The organism is Leisingera sp. ABM4_103, from assembly GCF_056158685.1.
In genome coordinates, this window is record NZ_JBSWTU010000005.1 from 303,119 (window position 1) to 320,382 (window position 17,264).

Below are 17,264 nucleotides of genomic sequence, written 5' to 3' on the forward strand. Positions count from 1 at the left end.
GGCGTTGCAGCCCTAACTCCCGCGGTATGCCAAAGCACGCTTTATCCCATGTCACTCAATGGGTGTTCGACCTGGACAACACCCTGTACCATCCGTCCGCACGGCTGTTCGACCAGATCGAGGTCAAGATGACCGCCTATGTGATGGACGCCCTCAAGGTGGACAGGGCCGAGGCCGACCGCCTGCGCAGCCACTACTGGCGCGAGCACGGCACCACACTGGCAGGCCTGATGCGTGAGCACGATCTGGACCCGGAGCCCTATCTGGTCGCGGTCCACGACATCTCGATGGACCATCTGGAAGAGGACGCAGCCCTGGCGGCAGGCATCCGTAATCTGCCGGGCAAGAAGATCGTCTACACCAACGGCTCCGCCCCCTATGCCGAGCGGGTTCTGGCCGCGCGGGGGCTGTCGGGGCTGTTCGACGGGATCTTTGGCGTCGAGCACGCCGATTACCACCCGAAGCCGGAACGGCGCGCCTTTGACAAGGTTTTTGCCCGCGCAGGCGTGGCCCCGCAGAATGCCGCGATGTTCGAGGATGACGAACGCAATCTGGCTGCCCCGCATGAGATGGGCATGCGCACGGTGCATGTGGCGCCAGAGCCCGTGGCCGCCGCGCATATCCATCATCATTCGGACGATCTGGCCGGTTTCCTGGCAAAGCTGATCTGATTTTCCGGCTTAGCGGGCGGCGGGTTCCGGAGCCAATTGCCGCATTTCTGCAAGTGCACAATCGCATACCGGCAAATCTTCGCACCTGCGGCAAAATATACCTGTTTGCCGCATGTTTTCCTCCCTATATGCGCCGCGTAACGAAACGTAGGAGCCCGACCGATGAGCGCATATGCCCTTCCCGCACAACTGACCCTGTGGCAGCGAATTCTGTTTGCCGTGCCGCTGTTGGGCCGGATGATCAAGGAGGTCGCCTATGGCCCGGAAGAGAACCTCTATTACGCCATCGCCACCTTCGTCAGCCTGTGGGGCTGCTCGATCCTTCTGTTCGGCATTCCCGGGCTGTACCTCCCGGCGCTGGCGATGGTGCCGGTGATGTTCACCCTGCTGATCACCATCACCCGCGGCTAAGCGCCCTATCTGCCGGTATCGGCTTGTCATTCCCCTTTGTCCGGGCCTATTTCTGGCCCCAGAACGGAGGGCTGACGAGATGGCCGATACCTGCGACATCCTGATTTCCGGCGGCGGCATTGCGGGACTGACCGCAGCCGCCGCTTTTGCTTCCCAAGGCTTCAGCGTGATCTGCGCCGACCCGGCACCGCCGGTGACAGAACGCGACGCCGAAGGCTCCGACCTGCGCACCACCGCGTTTCTGCAGCCTGCCCAAGCGCTGCTGGACCGCTGCGGGATCTGGGCGCGGCTGGAAGAGCACGCCGCACCGCTGCAGATCATGCGCATCGTGGATGCCGGCGGCGCCCGGCCCGAGCCGAGGGTGGTCAAGGATTTCAATGCCGCCGATATCTCCGACCAGCCGTTCGGGTGGAACCTGCCGAACTGGCTCCTGCGGCGCGAAATGATTGCCCGGCTGGCGGAGCTGCCCAACGCGGACCTGCGCTTTGGCACCGGCACCACGGCCCTATTCACCCGCACCGATGAAGCGCGCGTCAGCCTCAGCGATGGCAGCCAGGTGACGGCCAAGCTGGTAGTCGCCTGCGACAGCCGAAACTCCCCGATGCGCGAGGCGGCGGGCATTGCGGTGAAAACCACCCGCTACGGGCAAAAGGCGCTGGCCTTTGCCGTCACCCACCCGGTGCCGCACGAGAATGTCTCAACCGAGATCCACCGCTCCGGCGGCCCTTTCACCCTGGTGCCGCTGCCCGACTACCAGGGCCAGCCGTCCTCCGCCATTGTCTGGATGGAACGCGGCCCGCGCGCGCAGGAGCTCTTGAAACTGGAGCCGGCCGCCTTTGAGGCCGCCATGACGGAGCGCAGCTGCGGCCTGTTCGGCGATCTGAAACTGGCGTCGCGCCGCACCATCTGGCCGATCATCAGCCAATCGGCGGAGCGGCTGAACGGCGAACGGCTGGCACTGATGGCCGAGGCCGCCCATGTGGTGCCTCCGATCGGCGCGCAGGGCCTCAACATGTCCTTGGGCGACCTGCGCAGCCTTTTGGAACTGGCTCAGGCCCGCCCCGAAGGCCTGGGCGACGCGCAGATGCTGGCGGCCTACCACAAGGCGCGGCACAACGAGATCCTGCTGCGGGTGAAGGGCATCGACCTGTTGAACCGCACCTCGATGCTGGCCCCGCGTCCCTTGCGCGACCTGCGCGCCTTTGGCCTCAATGCGCTCTATTCTCTGGCGCCGGTGCGCAAGACGCTGATGCAAATGGGGCTGGGTGTGAAGTAAAGAAAAGCGGCTTTCCTGATGGAAAGCCGCTGCCTCCGGCGGGAGTATTTCCGGAAAGATGAAGCGCCGGTGCGTTTACAGCACCTGATCCACCACGGTCTTCAGCCGCGCCAGGGTGGCGTCCACATCATAAAGCTTATCGAGGCCGAACAGGCCGAGGCGGAAGGTGCGGAAATCGGCGGGCTCGTCGCACTGCAGCGGCACGCCCGCGGCAATCTGGGTGCCCAGCGCCAGGAACTTCTTGCCGTTCTGAACATCCGGATCGCTGGTGTAGCTCACCACCACGCCCGGCGCGCCAAAGCCATCCGCGGCAACCGAGGTGATGCCCTTTTCCTTCAGCATCGCGCGCACGCCGTTGCCCAGCTTCCACTGCGCCTCGCGCAGGCGCTCAAAGCCGTATTTCTTGGTCTCCAGCATGGTGTCGCGGAAGGCGCGCAGCGCATCCGTCGGCATGGTGGCGTGATAGGCGTGGCCGCCGTCCTCATAGGCCTTCATGATGGTGCGCCACTGTTTCAGGTTGATGGCAAAGCTGTCCGACGTGGTTTCCTCCAGACGCGCCAGCGCCTTCTCCGAGAACATCACCAGACCGGCCGAAGGCGAGGCGCTCCAGCCCTTCTGCGGCGCGGAGATCAGCACATCAACGCCGGTCGCCTTCATATCGACCCAGGCGCAGCCCGACGCGATGCAGTCCAGCACCATCAGCGCGCCCACCTCATGCGCGGCTGCGGCCATGGCGGTCACATAGTCATCGGGCAGGATCACACCGGCAGCGGTTTCCACATGCGGGGCAAAGACGATGTCCGGCTTCTGTTCCTTGATCGCGGCAACCACATCGGCAATCGGCGCGGGCTCAAAGGGAGAGGCGCTTTCATTGCCGGTGCGGCGCGCCTTCATCACGGTCGAGGACGCGGTGAACCCGCCGGCCTCAAAGATCTGGCTCCAGCGGTAGGAGAACCAGCCGTTGCGCACCACCAGCGCATTGGCGCCGCGGGCGAACTGGCGGGCCACCGCCTCCATCGCATAGGTGCCGCCGCCCGGCACCAGCGCCACGGCCTCAGCGTTATAGACCTCTTTGAGCATTGCGTTGATGTCCAGCATCACGGCTTGGAAAGCCTTGGACATGTGATTGAGCGAACGGTCGGTGAAAACCACCGAGAATTCATCCAGACCCTGCGGGTCGACGGTATCGAGCAATGCCATTGCGGCCTCCCTGAAATGTCTCATGAAACGGCTAGCGGGTGCTGCGGGCTTTGGCAAACCCTGACTTGGCATACATCGGAACTGCCGTTCTCCGAAGGCCGATATTGACGCCGGCCCGGCAAAAAGACAGCCCAGTCCCGACAGGAATCCCCCGCATTTGCGCCAAGCGGGTTTCTGATCGGCAACAAAAGGGGCGGTGTCAGCCCAGCGGCCCCGGCCGCCGCTCCTCACTCAAGAGCACATTAGCCTCCACATTGCCGACGCCCGGCAGGGTCATCACCCGGCGGCGCAGCACGCGTTCAAAGTCGGAGATGTCCCGCGCCGTCACCCGCAGGCGGTAGTCATACATGCCCAGCACATGCTCCACCGTCTGCACCTCGGGAATGGCGGAGACCGCGCGTTCGAAATCCTCCAAGGAAACCCTCCCCTTGGTCGCGAGCTTCACCCCCAGAAAGACAGTCACGCCAAACCCAAGCTTCTCCTTGTCGAGTTCCAGCTTGCGCCCAGCGATGATCCCCGCCTCCTGCAACCGCTTGATCCGCCGCCAGGTGGCAGGCTGGCTAAGGCCCAGCTGCCGCCCCAGCGCGCCCGCCGATTGCGTCGCATCCTCCGACAAGGCCCGCAGAAGGGCAAAATCGAGATCGTCCAGCGCTGTCATACCGGCAGCACCTCATCCGACTTGATCCGCGCTACATGCATCAGCGCCTCGATATCGGCGATATGCGGCAGCGTGAGAATGCGCGTTCGGTAGATCTGCTGGTAATGCGGCATGTCGCGCGCAATCACCGAAAGCCGCACGTCGACCTGGCCCAGGAAGGTCTGGATCTCCAGCACCTCCGGGATCTCGCGGGCAGCGGCAATGAACTCGTCAAAGGCACGCGGATTGGTCTTGTCCAGCGTCACCCGCAAGGAGACCTCGACCGCGTAGCCCAGGCTGCGCCAGTTGATCACCGCCCGCTGGCCCAGGATCACGCCGCCGTCGCGCAGCTTCTCCAGCCGCCGCGACAGCCGCGAGGCCGTCATACCCAGCCGGTCGGCCAGATCCGGAATCGATTGCTCCGGGTCGATTTGCATGTGGCGGAGAATGCGCCGGTCGAGATCATCAAGCATGATTTCGTCATTATCAGGCAAAATGACGAATGACTAGCGTAAAGAAACTGCGAAATTCATACGCAACAGCAATCGCCTTCACCGCCCACATGCCTATGATGCCTTCAAACACCAAACGAAAGGACGTGGATCATGCGCGTTTATTACGACCGCGATTGCGATGTGAACCTGATCAAGGACAAGAAAGTGGCCATCCTGGGCTATGGCTCCCAGGGCCACGCCCACGCGCTGAACCTGCGCGACTCCGGCGCCAAGAACCTTGTCGTTGCCCTGCGCGAAGGCTCCCCCTCGGCCAAGAAAGCCGAAGGCGAAGGCCTGCAGGTCATGGGCATCGCAGAAGCGGCCGCCTGGTGCGACGTGATCATGTTCACCATGCCCGACGAACTGCAGGCAGAGACCTACAAGAAATACGTCCACGACAACATCAAGCCGGGCGCAGCCATCGCGTTTGCCCACGGCCTGAACGTTCACTTCGGCTTGATTGAGCCGAAAGAAGGCGTCGACGTCATCATGATGGCGCCCAAGGGTCCGGGCCACACCGTGCGCGGCGAATACACCAAAGGCGGCGGCGTGCCCTGCCTGGTTGCGGTTCACACCGACGCCACCGGCAAAGCGCTGGAAACCGGCCTGTCCTACTGCTCCGCCATCGGCGGCGGCCGCTCCGGCATCATCGAAACCAACTTCCGCGAAGAATGCGAAACCGACCTGTTCGGCGAGCAGGCAGTTCTCTGCGGCGGCCTGGTTGAGCTGATCCGCTGCGGTTTCGAGACCCTGGTCGAAGCCGGCTACGCACCGGAAATGGCCTACTTCGAATGCCTGCACGAAGTGAAGCTGATCGTTGACCTGATCTATGAAGGCGGCATCGCCAACATGGACTACTCGATCTCCAACACCGCCGAGTACGGCCAGTACGTCACCGGCCCGCGCATCCTGAAGTACGACGAAACCAAAGCCCGCATGAAGGCGGTTCTGGAAGACATCCAGCAGGGCAAGTTTGTCCGCGACTTCATGCTGGAGAACCAGGTTGGCCAGCCGACCCTGAAGGCCTCGCGCCGTGCCAACGACGAACACCTGATCGAGGAAACCGGCGCCAAGCTGCGCGGCATGATGCCCTGGATCTCGGCCGGCAAGATGGTCGACAAAGAGAAGAACTAAGGCGCCCGCGGAAACCTCCGCTGACCTTACCTCTGCAGGGCGCTCCCACTTGGGGCGCCCTTTTTCTTCAGAAAGCCACTTTCCAAACCTGTCGCCCGGCCGATAGGCCGGGCAACGCCCGACCCTCCCCACGGGAGGGCGCTTCGCACCCTCCCAGGGTCAGGCGCCGCCCTCCCCGATTTGTCAGCAGCAGCGCAGTTTTCCGGCAAACCGGCAAGCTGCCAGTGATTGAGGTATTGTAATGAGCGACTCCCCCGGTGCCGCCAATTGGGCCAAGCTTCTGTTCCTCGGCGTGATCTGGGGCGCCTCTTTCATGGCGGTGTCGCTGGCGCTGCGGGGCTTCCCGCCGATGACAATCGCTGCGCTGCGGATCTCAATCGGCGCAATTTGCCTCTTGGCCGTCGTCTATGCGATGGGCATCGGCCTGCCCTCCCTCCGCGAGCGTCAGGGCCGGATCATCTGGACCTGCGCCATTGGCATGGGGTTCTTCACCAACGCCCTGCCCTTTACCCTGCTCAGCTGGGGGCAGACTTACGTGGCCAGCGGCTTTGCCGGGGTCTGCATGGCGGTGGTGCCGCTGTTTGTGCTGCCGCTGGCGCATGTGCTGGTGCCGGGCGAGCATATGACCCTGCGCCGCACCATAAGCTTCCTGATCGGCTTTGCCGGCGTTGTCGTGCTGATCGGGCTCGACGCCTTCCGCTCCGCCGGGACCGACTTCGAATCGCTCGCCCGCCTCGCCTGCCTCGGCGCCTCGCTCTGCTATGCCATCGGCTCGATCATCACCCGGCTCTGCCCGCAGGTGAACATGCTGTCGCTCTCCGCCGCGGCGCTGCTTTGCGGAGCCTGCATGATGACCCCCGCCGCGCTCTGGGCCGAGGGCGTGCCGGAACTGCCCGCCGCCCTGCCGCTCGGCGCCGTGATCTACCTCGGACTGCTGCCCACGGCGCTGGCTCAGGTACTGCTGGTCCAAGTCGCCCGCAGCGCCGGGCCTGCCTTCCTGTCCACCGTGAACTACCAAGTGCCGGTCTGGTCGGTGATCTTTGGCGCAGCGCTTCTTGGAGAAACCCTGCCGCCGCAACTGTTTGCCGCGCTGGCGCTGATCCTCGGAGGCCTCCTCCTCAGCCGCAGCCGCCGCCCGCGCGCGGCGTGAAGCGCAAACCGTTCGATAGATAACAAAGCAATTGCCATTGACCCCGCCCGCCCGGCGGGGTCTTGTCGCGCGGTGAACGGCAAGAGGACCCCATGCCCGATATCGCACCGCGCTACTGGCTGATGATCGCCACCCTGGGCTTTGTCTGGGGCGGGACCTTTCTGCTGATCAAGCTGGCGCTAGACGGTATCACCCCCTTCTGGCTGGCCGCCGGACGGATCGGCTTTGCCGCGCTGCTGCTCTGTGCGGTGTGGGGCTGGCGCGGGTTCAAGCTGTTCCGGGGCGAGGCCAACTGGCCCTCGCTGGTGATCATCGGGATCCTCAGCACCGCCCTGCCCTTCATGCTGATCTCCTGGGGGCAGCAGCATGTGTCCTCCGGCTTTACCGGAGTCAGCATGGCGGCCATCCCGCTGATGGTGCTGCCGCTGGCGCATTTCTTTGTGCCGGGCGAGCAGATGACCCTGCGCCGCCTGATCGGCTTTGCCATCGGCTTTGCAGGTGTCGCGGTGCTCATTGGCGGCAAGGCGTTTGAGACCAGCGGGGCCGAGCTGGAGGCCTATGGCCGCGCCGCCTGCCTGTCAGCGGCGGCCTGTTATTCGGTCAGCTCAATCCTGACCCGCCGCCTGCCGCCGGTGGATCCCGCGGGGCTGGCGGCCGTCCTGCTGGTGATCGGCTGCTTCATCATCTTTCCAGCCGCCTGGGCCGCCGAAGGGCCGCCGGTGATGCCGGACGGGCGCACCCTGCTAATCGCCGCCGTCCTGGGCCTGATCCCCACCGCCGCCGCCAACCTCCTGCGTGTCATCGTGGTGCGGGAGGCTGGGCCGACCTTCATGACCCTCACCAACTACCAGGTGCCGGTCTGGGCCGTGGTGCTTGGGGCGGTATTCCTAGGCGAGGAGCTGCCGCCCTCGATGCTGCTGGCAATGGTGATGATCCTGGGCGGCCTCGGCCTCAGCCAGTTCGGCAGGCTAAGCCGCCTGTTCGGCAAAGGGGACTGAGCGCCCCGTCCGCTTTACTCCGCGACGGCAGCCTCGACCGCGGCGACAACGCTGTCGACCGCCAGCGTCATCAGCTCGGCGTCCTCGCTTTCCGCCATCACCCGCACCAGCGGCTCTGTGCCGGACTTGCGGATCAGCAGCCGCCCCTGCCCGTCCAGCATTTTCTCAGCGGCGGCAATCGCATCCTGCACGTGCTCATCTTCCAGCGGAGCCTGACCGGCCTCGAACCGCACATTGCGCAGCCGCTGCGGAACGGTTTCGAACTGGTGCGCCAGGGCGGACGCCTTCTTGCCCGTTTGCACCATCTCTGCCAGGAAATGCAGCCCCGCCATCAGCCCGTCGCCGGTGGTGGCATAATCGCTCATCACGATGTGGCCGGACTGCTCGCCCCCCAGGTTGAAACCGCCCTCGCGCATCCGCTCCACCACATAACGGTCGCCCACGGCGGTGCGCTCCAGCCCCAGCCCCTTACTCTCCAAATGCCGCTCCAGGCCGAGGTTCGACATCACCGTCGCCACCAGCGCGCCGCCCGCCAGCTGGTCCTGCTCGGCCCAGCGGGTCGCCAGCAGCGCCATCAGCTGGTCACCGTCGGCCACGGTGCCGGTCTCGTCGATCACGATCACCCGGTCCGCGTCGCCGTCCAGGCAGATACCTGCATGGGCACCATGCGCCACAACCGCCTCAGCTGCCGTTTGCGGCTGGGTCGAGCCGCAGCCGCGGTTGATGTTCAAGCCATCCGGCGCCACCCCAACCGGGATCACCTCGGCGCCCAGCTCCCACAGCACCTCAGGTGCTGTCCGGTGCGCCGCGCCATTGGCGCAGTCGATCACCACCTTCAGCCCGTTAAGGCCCAGGTTGCGCGGCAAGGAGCTCTTGACCCGCTCGCCATAGCGGAAACGGGCATCGTCGATCCGCTTGGCGCGGCCGATGTTGGCGGCCTGAGCAGGCTCGACACCGGCGTCGATCAGCGCTTCGATCTCCAGCTCCGCACTGTCCGACAATTTGAAACCGTCGGGGCCGAAGAACTTGATGCCGTTGTCCTCGGACGGGTTGTGGCTGGCAGAGATCATCACCCCCAGGTCCGCCCGCATCGAGCGCGTCATCAGCCCCACCGCGGGCGTCGGCACCGGCCCCAGCAGCAGAACGTTCATACCGGTGGAGGTCAGCCCCGCCGTCAGTGCATTCTCGAACATGTAGCCGGACAGCCGCGTGTCCTTACCGATCACCACCCGGTGCACCCCGGTACCATCGCGCCGGAAATAGCGCCCCACGGCGGCGCCGATACGCAGCGCCATCTCGGCGGTCATAGGGTGGATATTGGCAGTGCCGCGCACGCCATCAGTGCCAAAGAGCTTTCGCATTATTTTTTCCTGCCCAAAAAGGCCTTAGCGGACGGCCTGCCAGAGGCGCAGGGCCTGAACCGTCTCAGCCACATCATGCACCCGCAGAAATTGCACGCCTTGCGCCAAGGCCGCAAGCCCCACTGCTATCGACCCCGCCGCCCGGGCCTCAGCGCGCGGCTCCTCGCCGATCTTGCCGATGAACCCCTTGCGGGACACCCCCAGCAGGATCGGGCAGCCGAGCCCGTGAAACAGGCTGAGATTACGTAGAAGCGTCAGATTGTGCTCCTGCGTCTTGCCGAAGCCGATGCCCGGGTCGATCACGATTTGCTCGCGGATCACCCCGGTGGCTTCCAGCCGGTCAATCTGCTGCTCCAGAAAATCATAGACGTCCAGCAGCACATTCGCATACTGCGGATCGTCCTGCATGGTGGCCGGATCGCCCTGGGCATGCATGATGCAGACCGGCACGCTGGCCTGCGCCGCCAGCGGCGCCAGCGCGGGATCAAAAGTGAAACCGGACACGTCATTCAGCAGGTCCGCCCCCGCCTCCAGCGCCTCCAGCCCGACAGTGGCCTTGCGGGTGTCGATGGAGACCGGCACGGAGCTATCAGCCCGGATTGCCGCGATCACCGGCGCGGTGCGGGCGATCTCGTCGGCTTCGGTCACTTCTGCGGCGCCAGGACGGGTGGACTCACCGCCCACATCAATGATTGTCGCGCCGTCGGCCACCATCTTCAGCGCCGCGGCCTTCCCGGCCTCGACGTCCGCATGTTTACCGCCGTCGGAAAAACTGTCGGGGGTCACATTGAGGATGCCCATGATCTGCGGCTGGGTCATGTCCAGCCCGGCGATCGAAGCCCGCCGCGCGCTCAGACGGCGGCGCTCCAGTTCCGGCACAAGACCGGCCGGCACGATCCGCGGCGGCGCATCGCGGCTCAGGATCTCAACCTCGGTGAACCACAGGGCACTGCCCGCCAGCGGAACCGCGCCCTCTGGGCGCGCCTCGCCATGTCGAACCAACGGCCGGTAATATGTCACAGTTGTGCTTGCTCCACGCTGACGGCCCGCAAGGGGACGCCGGGATTATCAGGCAAATCCCCGCCAAGCACAATCATTTCACCTGCCTCGAATGTGGCGGCGAACCAGGCCGCCAGCGCCACCGAGTTCGAGGGCGGTGCCGAGGGCCCGTCCACCGCGTCCAGCACGATCTTGGAAGGCGCCCAGACGCAGATCTGGCCGTTCTTCATCGCCCAGTCCAGCTCAGTCCGGGTGGAGACGACCACACAGCGGTCGTCCTTGGCCGCCAGCCGCCAGGCATTCTGTTCGATCGCCAATAGGTCAATGCGCCGCTGGGTCCACTTGTGCCCTGTTGCGGGCACCTGCAGCGGATGGGTGCCCACGCACAGGATCAGGGGCCGCTTGCGGCATTCCATCTGGTCAATCCAGCCCGTCAGGTTTTCGCTGTCGATGGCCGCGTTGGAAAGATACATCAGCCGCGGATGCGGACGTTCTTCCTCATCCACCAGATGACTGATCTGATCCTTGGAGCGCACGACCTCGACACCCAGCGCACCTGGGCCGCGGTCCAGCTTCTCAATCCGCACAAAGGCGCGCACCGCCTGATGCTCCAGCAGGATCCGCTCAGCCACGCGTTCGGCCAGGGTTTCCAGCAGGTTCAGCCGCTCTGCCGCCAGCTCATGCGCAATCGCCTCTGTCACCTTGTCATAGGACAGGATGCGGTCGACATCGTCATCCAGATCCTTGGGCAGCGGCGCCACTTCGACCACCACGTTGAAGCAGATCCGCTGGGTGGTGCCCCGCTCGGCCTGAAACGCACCGATCTCAACCTCGACAGTGTGATCGCGCAGCGAAATGCGGTCCAGCGGACCCGGCGCGGCCGTTGCCACGGAACGCTCGGACGGATGCGCAAAGGCGAGGCGGATTTCAGAGGGCATGGGAAAACGGGCCTTTGGCTGGCTGTGTCGGGTGTGGGTCCCAACAATAGACTTTCGGCGCCTTCATAACAGTCCCGCAAACGCCATGCCAGTAGCTGAAAGCGGCACGGATATGCCGCCTTCAGGCACTCAGTTGCTCAGCGCGGTCCGGTAGCGATCGTCGCGGTAGAAGACATGCACACCGATGCGCGTGGTGTTTGTGAACACCCGGCTCCAGCGCGGCCGCACCGCAGTGGTGTGATAGTAGGTCGCGCCTTCCGTCAGCTCGGACTTCAGCCCGTCCATTGCCGCACGCGCCACCTTGGCCACCCGCTGATAGGCCCGCTTTTCGTTGATCACTTCCTTGTAGCCGTCGCAGGTGTAGGTGAACTGGCACTGGTACTTGCGCCCGGTCCCCTGGTTGATCACCCCGCACAGCGTATTCGGAAACTGGGCGCTCTTGACCCGGTTCAGGATCACCTCCGCCACAGCGAACTGGCCCTTAACGGTCTCGCCCCGGGCCTCGAAGTACAGCGCCTCAGCGAGACAGGCAAACTGCTCGCCGCCTGTCGCTTTCGGACGCGAATCCAGCCACGCCTTGCTGTATTCGATTTTTGCCTGAGGTTTGCGGGCCTTCAGCGTACTCGAGCGGAATCCAAACAATCCGCTGAACTTTCGCGCTGGTACTGCGTTGAGACTGGCCTGTTCGCGTTCGATCAGCGTATCCAGGCCGGTTTCGGCAGCAACACTTTTACCCATCGTGATGGTGGCAGCCATCACGGCAATCATAGTCAACAATTTCATTCAGGGTTCCCCCGTCCTAACAGCCTGCACCCGTGTTTCCCCGGCACATGCGGTCGCATCCCTTAATGGAAATGGGCCGCAACGTCCAGCTTGCGGCCCAAAGCCACGGCGGCATGGTTAACGCCTGCGTTGCGCACCGCCCGCCGCCGCCGGCTGAATGCCCTGAATTTTCCTAATATTTAGTGTAAGTTGGCGCCATCTGCCCGGTTTTGCTTCCTATCGCCAGCTGGGCGGCGGCTAACCGCGCAACCGGCACACGGAATGGCGAGCAGGATACATAGTCAAAACCCGCGTCACGGCAAAATGCAATCGATTCGGGGTTGCCGCCATGCTCTCCGCAGATCGACAAGGTGATGTCCGCGTTCTCCGCACGGCCGCGCTGGACCCCCAGTTTCAGCAGCTCTCCCACCCCGTCCGTGTCCAGAACATGGAACGGATCTTCCGGAAAAACGCCCTGATTGACGTAGTCCGACATGAACCGCCCCGCGTCGTCGCGCGACAGCCCATAGGTCATCTGGGTCAGGTCGTTGGTGCCGAAGCTCAGGAAGGCTGTATGCGGTGAAATCTCGCCCGCACGCAGGGCTGCACGCGGTGTTTCCACCATCACGCCCAGGCGGTAGGTGAAATCCTCGCCGCGCTCTGATTTGACCGCCGCGGCCACCGCGTCGATGCGGGTCTTGACCAGCTCCACCTCGCGTTTGGCCGACACCAGCGGGATCATGATCTCCGGCACCACCGGATCCCCCCACTTGGAGGCCTCCAGCGTGGCTTCAAAGATCGCGCGCGCCTGCATGTCGTAGATTTCAGGCACCGTGACCCCCAGCCGCACGCCGCGCAGGCCCAGCATCGGGTTGTATTCGCCCATCTCCTCAACCCGGCGCGTCACATCGCTGACCGGGATGCCCAGCGCCTCGGACAGCTCACGCTGGCCGGTCTTGGTGGCGGGCAGGAACTCATGCAGCGGCGGGTCGAACAGGCGGATGCAGACCGGCATCCCCTCCATGATCCGGAACAGCTCGCGGAAGTCGTCGCGCTGCATAGGCAGCAGCCGCTCCAGCACCGCAGCCCGGCCGGAAGGAGTCTCGGCAAAGATCATCTCCCGCATCACCGTCAGGCGGCCCGGGTCAAAGAACATATGCTCCGTGCGGCACAGCCCGATGCCCTGCGCGTTGAATCTCCGTGCAGTTTCAGCATCTTCCGGCGTATCTGCATTGGCCCGTATGCCGATGTCGCGGGCATCGTCCGCCCAGGCCAGCAGGGTCAGCAGCGCACCATCCTGGGCCGCTTCCAGCATCTCCGGCTGGCCCGCCAGAACCTGGCCGCTGCTGCCGTCGATGGTGATAATGTCTCCAGCTTTGAACACCCGGCCGTCCGCCGCCTCCAGTGTCTTGCGCTTGGTGTGAAACTTCATGTTTGCCGCCCCGACGATACAGGGCAGCCCCAGCCCGCGGCCAATCACCGCGGCGTGGCTGGTCATGCCGCCCTTCTCGGTCAGTACCCCGGCGGCGGCGTGCATGCCGCGCACATCCTCCGGCGAGGTTTCCCGGCGCACCAGGATGCAAGGCTCGCCGCGGGCGGCACTTGCCTGTGCCCCGGCGGCGGTAAAGACCAGCTTGCCGGTGGCCGCGCCGGGGCTCGCGGCAATCCCGCGGCCGATCACGTCGCGCTTGGCATAAGGTGCCACCTGCCGGTGCAAGAGCTCGTTCAGGATATGCGCATCAACCCGCATCAGCGCCTCTTCCTGCGGGATGATGCCGTCCTCCGCCAGAGCCACCGCAATCCGCACCGCCGCCTGCGCCGAGCGCACCACCCGAACCCCGTCCAGGATATGCACCCGGCCGTTGTCGACGACAAACTCCAGCTGCATCTCCTCGCGCAGCTTGCGGCGCATCAGCGCGGCATGGGCCTGCAGATCCTTAAAGGCCTCCGGCGCCAGTTCTTCCAGCGACAGCCCGCGGGCGTCCTTAGCCAGGTACAGCGCGCCCGCTCCGGCCCCCAGCGCATCACGGCCCTGGCTCTGGCTCAGGTAGCGCCCGGTCAGCTGCGGTTTGCCGGTGGTGGAATTCACCAGCTGCAGCACGCCGGAGCCGCATTCGCCCTGCCCCACACCGGGGATCATTTCCTGCACCACCAGCCCGAGACCGGCATCGGCCGGCGCGCCCTTGGCCTGGCGCAGGATCCGCGCCGAGGTGCCCTCCCACGCCCGCGCCATCGAGCGCAGCACCGCCGCCAGCTGCTCGCCCGGGTCCTGCGGGAACGGCTCATCGGTTTCCGCCTCATAGGCGTGCAGGATCTCGCTCAGCGCATCCGGGCCGCCGTCCTCGACATCGTCGAACACATCCGGGTCCAGCCGCGCCACATGCACCGCGTAGGACTGCACGAACCGCAAATACAGCGCCGCTGCCGCTTCCCGGCCCAGGGTGTCGCACAGGTCGACGTAGCGCGCATCATTCATGCCGATGTTCAGGATCGCGCCGGGACCGCCCCAGTCCGGGTCCTCGGACGAGGGGCGCACGCACAGCAGCGCCTCCGGGTCGAATTCGCTCAGAACAGCCGACAGGTCGGGCATCTGGCCCTCGGCAATCGCATGCACCGCATCAAAGGACAGCGCCACCGTGCGCGGCACCGGCAGGTCCAGACGCACCAGCCGCTGCAGGCATTTCGCCCGCCCGCCATGGGTGGCGGTGGCAATCGGTGCGGTGGCGGTTATGAGGCTGGCCGGCGGGGTCTGTTCGAAATCTTTCTGCACTGCAGCACGTCTCCTTTGCCTGTCACCATAAGGGGATGCAGCGATGGCGCAAGAGCCTTGTAACGGCCTGCGGAGGCGGAAAGCGGTCTGGAAACGAAAATCCGGCCTTGCCTTGCGGAATGAGGCCCGTCCAGGAAACCGTCCGGGGGACGGTTTCAGAGCTGAACGGGCGGAGCCCGAAACCGGAGCCTCCGGCGGGAGTATTTTTGGAAAGATGAAAGCGCGGCCGCGCCCTCTCAGCCCTCGACCTTGGTAAGGTCAGCCACTTGGCCGCAGACCTGGCGGATCTGGCTCAGGAGGTTGAGGCGGTTGCGGCGCAGCACCTCGTTCTCCGCGTTCACCTGCACCGCTTCAAAGAACGCATCGACCGGCGCGCGCAGGGCGGCCATGCCCCGCATGGCTGCCGCGAAATCTTCGGCCTCGATGGCCGGAGAGATCGCCGCCCCGCCTGCCTCAAGCGCGTCAAACAGCGCTTTCTCCGCCGGGTCCTCGGCAAACTTGCGGTCGGCACCGAAGGAGTATTCGACCCCGTCCTTCTCCTCTGCCTGGCTGAGGATGTTGTTGGCGCGCTTGAAGCCCTGCAAGAGGTTCTCGCCGTCCTCGGTCTTCAGGAAATCCTCCAGCGCCCGGGCGCGTTTCACCAGCAGGGTCAGGTCGTCATTGCCGTCCATCGCGATGCAGGCGTCGATCACGTCGTGGCGGATGCCCTGATCGCGCAGGAAGACCTTGAGGCGGTCATGGAAGAAGGAGAGCAGATTGTCCGAGGCATCCGGCACCTTGCGCCCCAGCGTCAGAAAGGCCTCTGCCGCGGTGTCGCCGATGCTGGCTTTCACGGCCTCGAAAGCCGAACCGAACACTCCGTGCTCGGCAATCTCTTTCAGCAAGTCATTCACGTTCTCTTCCGGAAGCGCATCGTTGGCCGCGCTTTCAGCCCGCAGAAGCTGGCTGTCGAAGAACCGGTCCAGCCGGATCCGCACATCATTCTCCAGCACCAGCCGGATCACCCCCAGCGCGGCACGGCGCAGAGCAAAGGGGTCTTTTGAGCCGGTAGGCTTTTCGTCAATTGCCCAAAAGCCGGTCAGCGTGTCCAGCTTGTCGGCCAGCGCCACGGCGACAGAGACCGGCTCCGAGGGCACATCGTCACCCGGACCCAGCGGCGAGTAATGCAGTTCGCAGGCGTTTGCCACTTCTTGCGGCAGCCCTGCAGCCTCGGCGTAGTAGCGGCCCATCAGGCCCTGAAGCTCGGGGAACTCATAGACCATCTCAGACGATAGGTCCGCCTTGGCCACACGTGCCGCCTGCTCTGCCAGATCCGCATCCGCGCCGACAACCGGCGCAATCTCCCGCGCCAGCGCGGCGATGCGGTCAATGCGCGCCGCCTGGGTGCCCAGCTTGTTGTGGAAAGTCACATTGCCGAGGTTCTCCACCCAGGCGCTCATGCCTGCCTCGGACTTTGCCGTGCGCAAGTCATTCTCCCAGAAGAACTTGGCATCGGCCAGACGCGCGCTCAGCACCTTCTGGTTGCCCGCCAGAATGGTGGCGCCGTTGTCGGCGGTCTCGCGGTTGGCCACGGTGATGAACTTCTCGATCCGCCCGGTCTTGGGGTTCTTCACCGAGAAGAACTTCTGGTGCTCCTTCATCGAGGTCTGCAGCACCTCCGGCGGCAGCTCCAGGAACTCCGCGTCAATCGCCCCCATCAGCACCACCGGCCATTCAACCAGACCGGCGACCTCAGCCAGCAGGCTCTTGTCCTCGACCACGTCCAGGCCGTTGGCAAAGGCCTGATTGGTGGCCTCCTGCCAGATCGCCTTCGCCCGCTCGCGGGCGTCCAGCACAACATAGGCGCGCTTCAGCTTGGCAGCGTAGTCGTCAAAGCCGCTTACAGTGATCTCCTCCGGCGCCATGAAGCGGTGGCCGCGGGTGGTGTTGCCTGACTTGATGCCGTCGATATCCAGATCGACCACGGAGGTGCCGTTTTCGTCCGACAAGATGCACAGGATCGAATGCAGCGGGCGTACCCAGCGCAACGAGCCTGCGCCCCAGCGCATCGACTTGGGCCAGGGGAAGTTGCGGATGGTGTCTTCCAGCACTTCGGCGATGATCTCCGCCGCCGGGCGGCCCGGCTTTTCGATCATCGCGAAATAGACCGCGCCCTTGGGCGTCTCACGCTCCTCTAGCTGGTCGCGGGTCAGGCCCGCGCCGCGCAGGAAGCCCTCGATTGCCTTGTCCGGTGCGCCAACCTTGGGGCCCTTGCGCTCTTCGCGGACGGTGGGGCTATCGGCCAGCAGGCCGTCCACCGCCAGGGTCAGGCGGCGCGGCGTCGACAGCGCCGCGGCACCAGCATAGGTGAGACCCGCCTCGACCAGGCCATCGGTCACGCGCTTTTTCAGGTCCTCGGCGGCACGCGCCTGCATGCGGGCCGGGATTTCCTCGGAAAAGAGTTCAATGAGCAGGTCGGGCATC

General features: G+C 64.9%; 15 protein-coding genes. 6 read left to right on the top strand and 9 right to left on the bottom strand.

Features of this window, described 5'->3' with window-relative positions; translation table 11 throughout:
- Positions 1-26: 26 nt before the first annotated feature.
- The 3 genes from ACXAED_RS03170 to ACXAED_RS03180 all read left to right on the top strand — a co-directional run bounded on the left by ACXAED_RS03170 (position 27) and on the right by ACXAED_RS03180 (position 2,358).
- A complete protein-coding gene (locus ACXAED_RS03170) occupies positions 27-671 on the top strand; it encodes a pyrimidine 5'-nucleotidase (protein ID WP_475046822.1) in 645 nt (214 codons plus the stop codon).
- A gap of 162 nt (positions 672-833) precedes the next feature.
- The gene (locus ACXAED_RS03175; RefSeq protein ID WP_475046824.1) at positions 834-1,082 is read left to right on the top strand and encodes a hypothetical protein; all 249 of its coding nucleotides are present in this window, start codon (positions 834-836) and stop codon (positions 1,080-1,082) included.
- 79 nt (positions 1,083-1,161) lie between these two features.
- On the top strand, positions 1,162-2,358 hold the full coding sequence (locus ACXAED_RS03180) for a UbiH/UbiF family hydroxylase (RefSeq protein ID WP_475046825.1): 1,197 nt from the start codon (positions 1,162-1,164) through the stop codon (positions 2,356-2,358).
- A gap of 75 nt (positions 2,359-2,433) precedes the next feature.
- Here ACXAED_RS03180 and ACXAED_RS03185 read toward each other — a convergent pair whose 3' ends face one another.
- The 3 genes from ACXAED_RS03185 to ACXAED_RS03195 form a co-directional block, all read right to left on the bottom strand.
- Positions 2,434-3,558 carry an aminotransferase class V-fold PLP-dependent enzyme gene (locus ACXAED_RS03185; RefSeq protein WP_475046827.1) on the bottom strand — a complete coding sequence of 375 codons (1,125 nt, stop codon included), beginning with the start codon at positions 3,556-3,558 and terminating at the stop codon, positions 2,434-2,436.
- 199 nt (positions 3,559-3,757) lie between these two features.
- Positions 3,758-4,216 (bottom strand): Lrp/AsnC family transcriptional regulator, encoded by a 459-nt coding sequence (locus ACXAED_RS03190; RefSeq protein ID WP_421055924.1) that lies wholly within the window; start codon positions 4,214-4,216, stop codon positions 3,758-3,760.
- The gene (locus ACXAED_RS03195; RefSeq protein WP_475046829.1) at positions 4,213-4,668 is read right to left on the bottom strand and encodes an Lrp/AsnC family transcriptional regulator; all 456 of its coding nucleotides are present in this window, start codon (positions 4,666-4,668) and stop codon (positions 4,213-4,215) included. Before ACXAED_RS03195 ends, ACXAED_RS03190 begins: the two co-directional genes overlap by 4 nt.
- A gap of 132 nt (positions 4,669-4,800) precedes the next feature.
- Here ACXAED_RS03195 and ilvC point away from each other — a divergent pair, with 132 nt between their 5' ends.
- The 3 genes from ilvC (at position 4,801) to ACXAED_RS03210 (ending at position 7,971) form a co-directional block, all read left to right on the top strand.
- On the top strand, positions 4,801-5,823 hold the full coding sequence (ilvC, locus tag ACXAED_RS03200; RefSeq protein WP_027236799.1) for a ketol-acid reductoisomerase: 1,023 nt from the start codon (positions 4,801-4,803) through the stop codon (positions 5,821-5,823).
- Between the two features lie 241 nt (positions 5,824-6,064).
- Positions 6,065-6,973 carry a DMT family transporter gene (locus ACXAED_RS03205; protein WP_475046831.1) on the top strand — a complete coding sequence of 303 codons (909 nt, stop codon included), beginning with the start codon at positions 6,065-6,067 and terminating at the stop codon, positions 6,971-6,973.
- Positions 6,974-7,065: 92 nt separating this feature from the next.
- Positions 7,066-7,971, top strand: coding sequence for a DMT family transporter (locus ACXAED_RS03210; RefSeq protein ID WP_475046833.1), 906 nt, complete (start codon positions 7,066-7,068; stop codon positions 7,969-7,971).
- Between the two features lie 14 nt (positions 7,972-7,985).
- Here the strand turns inward: ACXAED_RS03210 and glmM are convergent, their stop codons facing one another.
- The 6 genes from glmM to glyS form a co-directional block, all read right to left on the bottom strand.
- Positions 7,986-9,332: a phosphoglucosamine mutase gene (gene glmM / locus ACXAED_RS03215; protein ID WP_475046835.1), complete on the bottom strand. Its 1,347-nt coding sequence runs from the start codon at positions 9,330-9,332 to the stop codon at positions 7,986-7,988.
- Positions 9,333-9,356: 24 nt separating this feature from the next.
- Entirely contained in the window at positions 9,357-10,352 is a 996-nt protein-coding gene (folP, locus tag ACXAED_RS03220; RefSeq protein WP_475046837.1) for a dihydropteroate synthase, read from the bottom strand.
- The gene (locus ACXAED_RS03225) at positions 10,349-11,269 is read right to left on the bottom strand and encodes a dihydroneopterin aldolase (RefSeq protein ID WP_475046839.1); all 921 of its coding nucleotides are present in this window, start codon (positions 11,267-11,269) and stop codon (positions 10,349-10,351) included. Before ACXAED_RS03225 ends, folP begins: the two co-directional genes overlap by 4 nt.
- Positions 11,270-11,398: 129 nt before the next feature.
- Positions 11,399-12,052: a cell wall hydrolase gene (locus ACXAED_RS03230; protein ID WP_475046841.1), complete on the bottom strand. Its 654-nt coding sequence runs from the start codon at positions 12,050-12,052 to the stop codon at positions 11,399-11,401.
- 172 nt (positions 12,053-12,224) lie between these two features.
- Entirely contained in the window at positions 12,225-14,801 is a 2,577-nt protein-coding gene (locus tag ACXAED_RS03235; RefSeq protein ID WP_475046843.1) for a putative PEP-binding protein, read from the bottom strand.
- Positions 14,802-15,037: 236 nt separating this feature from the next.
- Complete coding sequence (gene glyS / locus ACXAED_RS03240; protein WP_475046844.1) at positions 15,038-17,263, bottom strand: glycine--tRNA ligase subunit beta; 2,226 nt, start codon at positions 17,261-17,263, stop codon at positions 15,038-15,040.
- Position 17,264 lies beyond the last annotated feature (1 nt).

Coding starts and splice junctions, on each gene's coding strand:
- ACXAED_RS03170 (WP_475046822.1), top strand. CDS start 27: ATGCCAAAGCACGCTTTATCCCATGTCACTCAATGGGTGTTCGACCTG.
- ACXAED_RS03175 (WP_475046824.1), top strand. CDS start 834: ATGAGCGCATATGCCCTTCCCGCACAACTGACCCTGTGGCAGCGAATT.
- ACXAED_RS03180 (WP_475046825.1), top strand. CDS start 1,162: ATGGCCGATACCTGCGACATCCTGATTTCCGGCGGCGGCATTGCGGGA.
- ACXAED_RS03185 (WP_475046827.1), bottom strand. CDS start 3,558: ATGGCATTGCTCGATACCGTCGACCCGCAGGGTCTGGATGAATTCTCG.
- ACXAED_RS03190 (WP_421055924.1), bottom strand. CDS start 4,216: ATGACAGCGCTGGACGATCTCGATTTTGCCCTTCTGCGGGCCTTGTCG.
- ACXAED_RS03195 (WP_475046829.1), bottom strand. CDS start 4,668: ATGCTTGATGATCTCGACCGGCGCATTCTCCGCCACATGCAAATCGAC.
- ilvC (WP_027236799.1), top strand. CDS start 4,801: ATGCGCGTTTATTACGACCGCGATTGCGATGTGAACCTGATCAAGGAC.
- ACXAED_RS03205 (WP_475046831.1), top strand. CDS start 6,065: ATGAGCGACTCCCCCGGTGCCGCCAATTGGGCCAAGCTTCTGTTCCTC.
- ACXAED_RS03210 (WP_475046833.1), top strand. CDS start 7,066: ATGCCCGATATCGCACCGCGCTACTGGCTGATGATCGCCACCCTGGGC.
- glmM (WP_475046835.1), bottom strand. CDS start 9,332: ATGCGAAAGCTCTTTGGCACTGATGGCGTGCGCGGCACTGCCAATATC.
- ACXAED_RS03225 (WP_475046839.1), bottom strand. CDS start 11,269: ATGCCCTCTGAAATCCGCCTCGCCTTTGCGCATCCGTCCGAGCGTTCC.
- ACXAED_RS03230 (WP_475046841.1), bottom strand. CDS start 12,052: ATGAAATTGTTGACTATGATTGCCGTGATGGCTGCCACCATCACGATG.
- glyS (WP_475046844.1), bottom strand. CDS start 17,263: ATGCCCGACCTGCTCATTGAACTCTTTTCCGAGGAAATCCCGGCCCGC.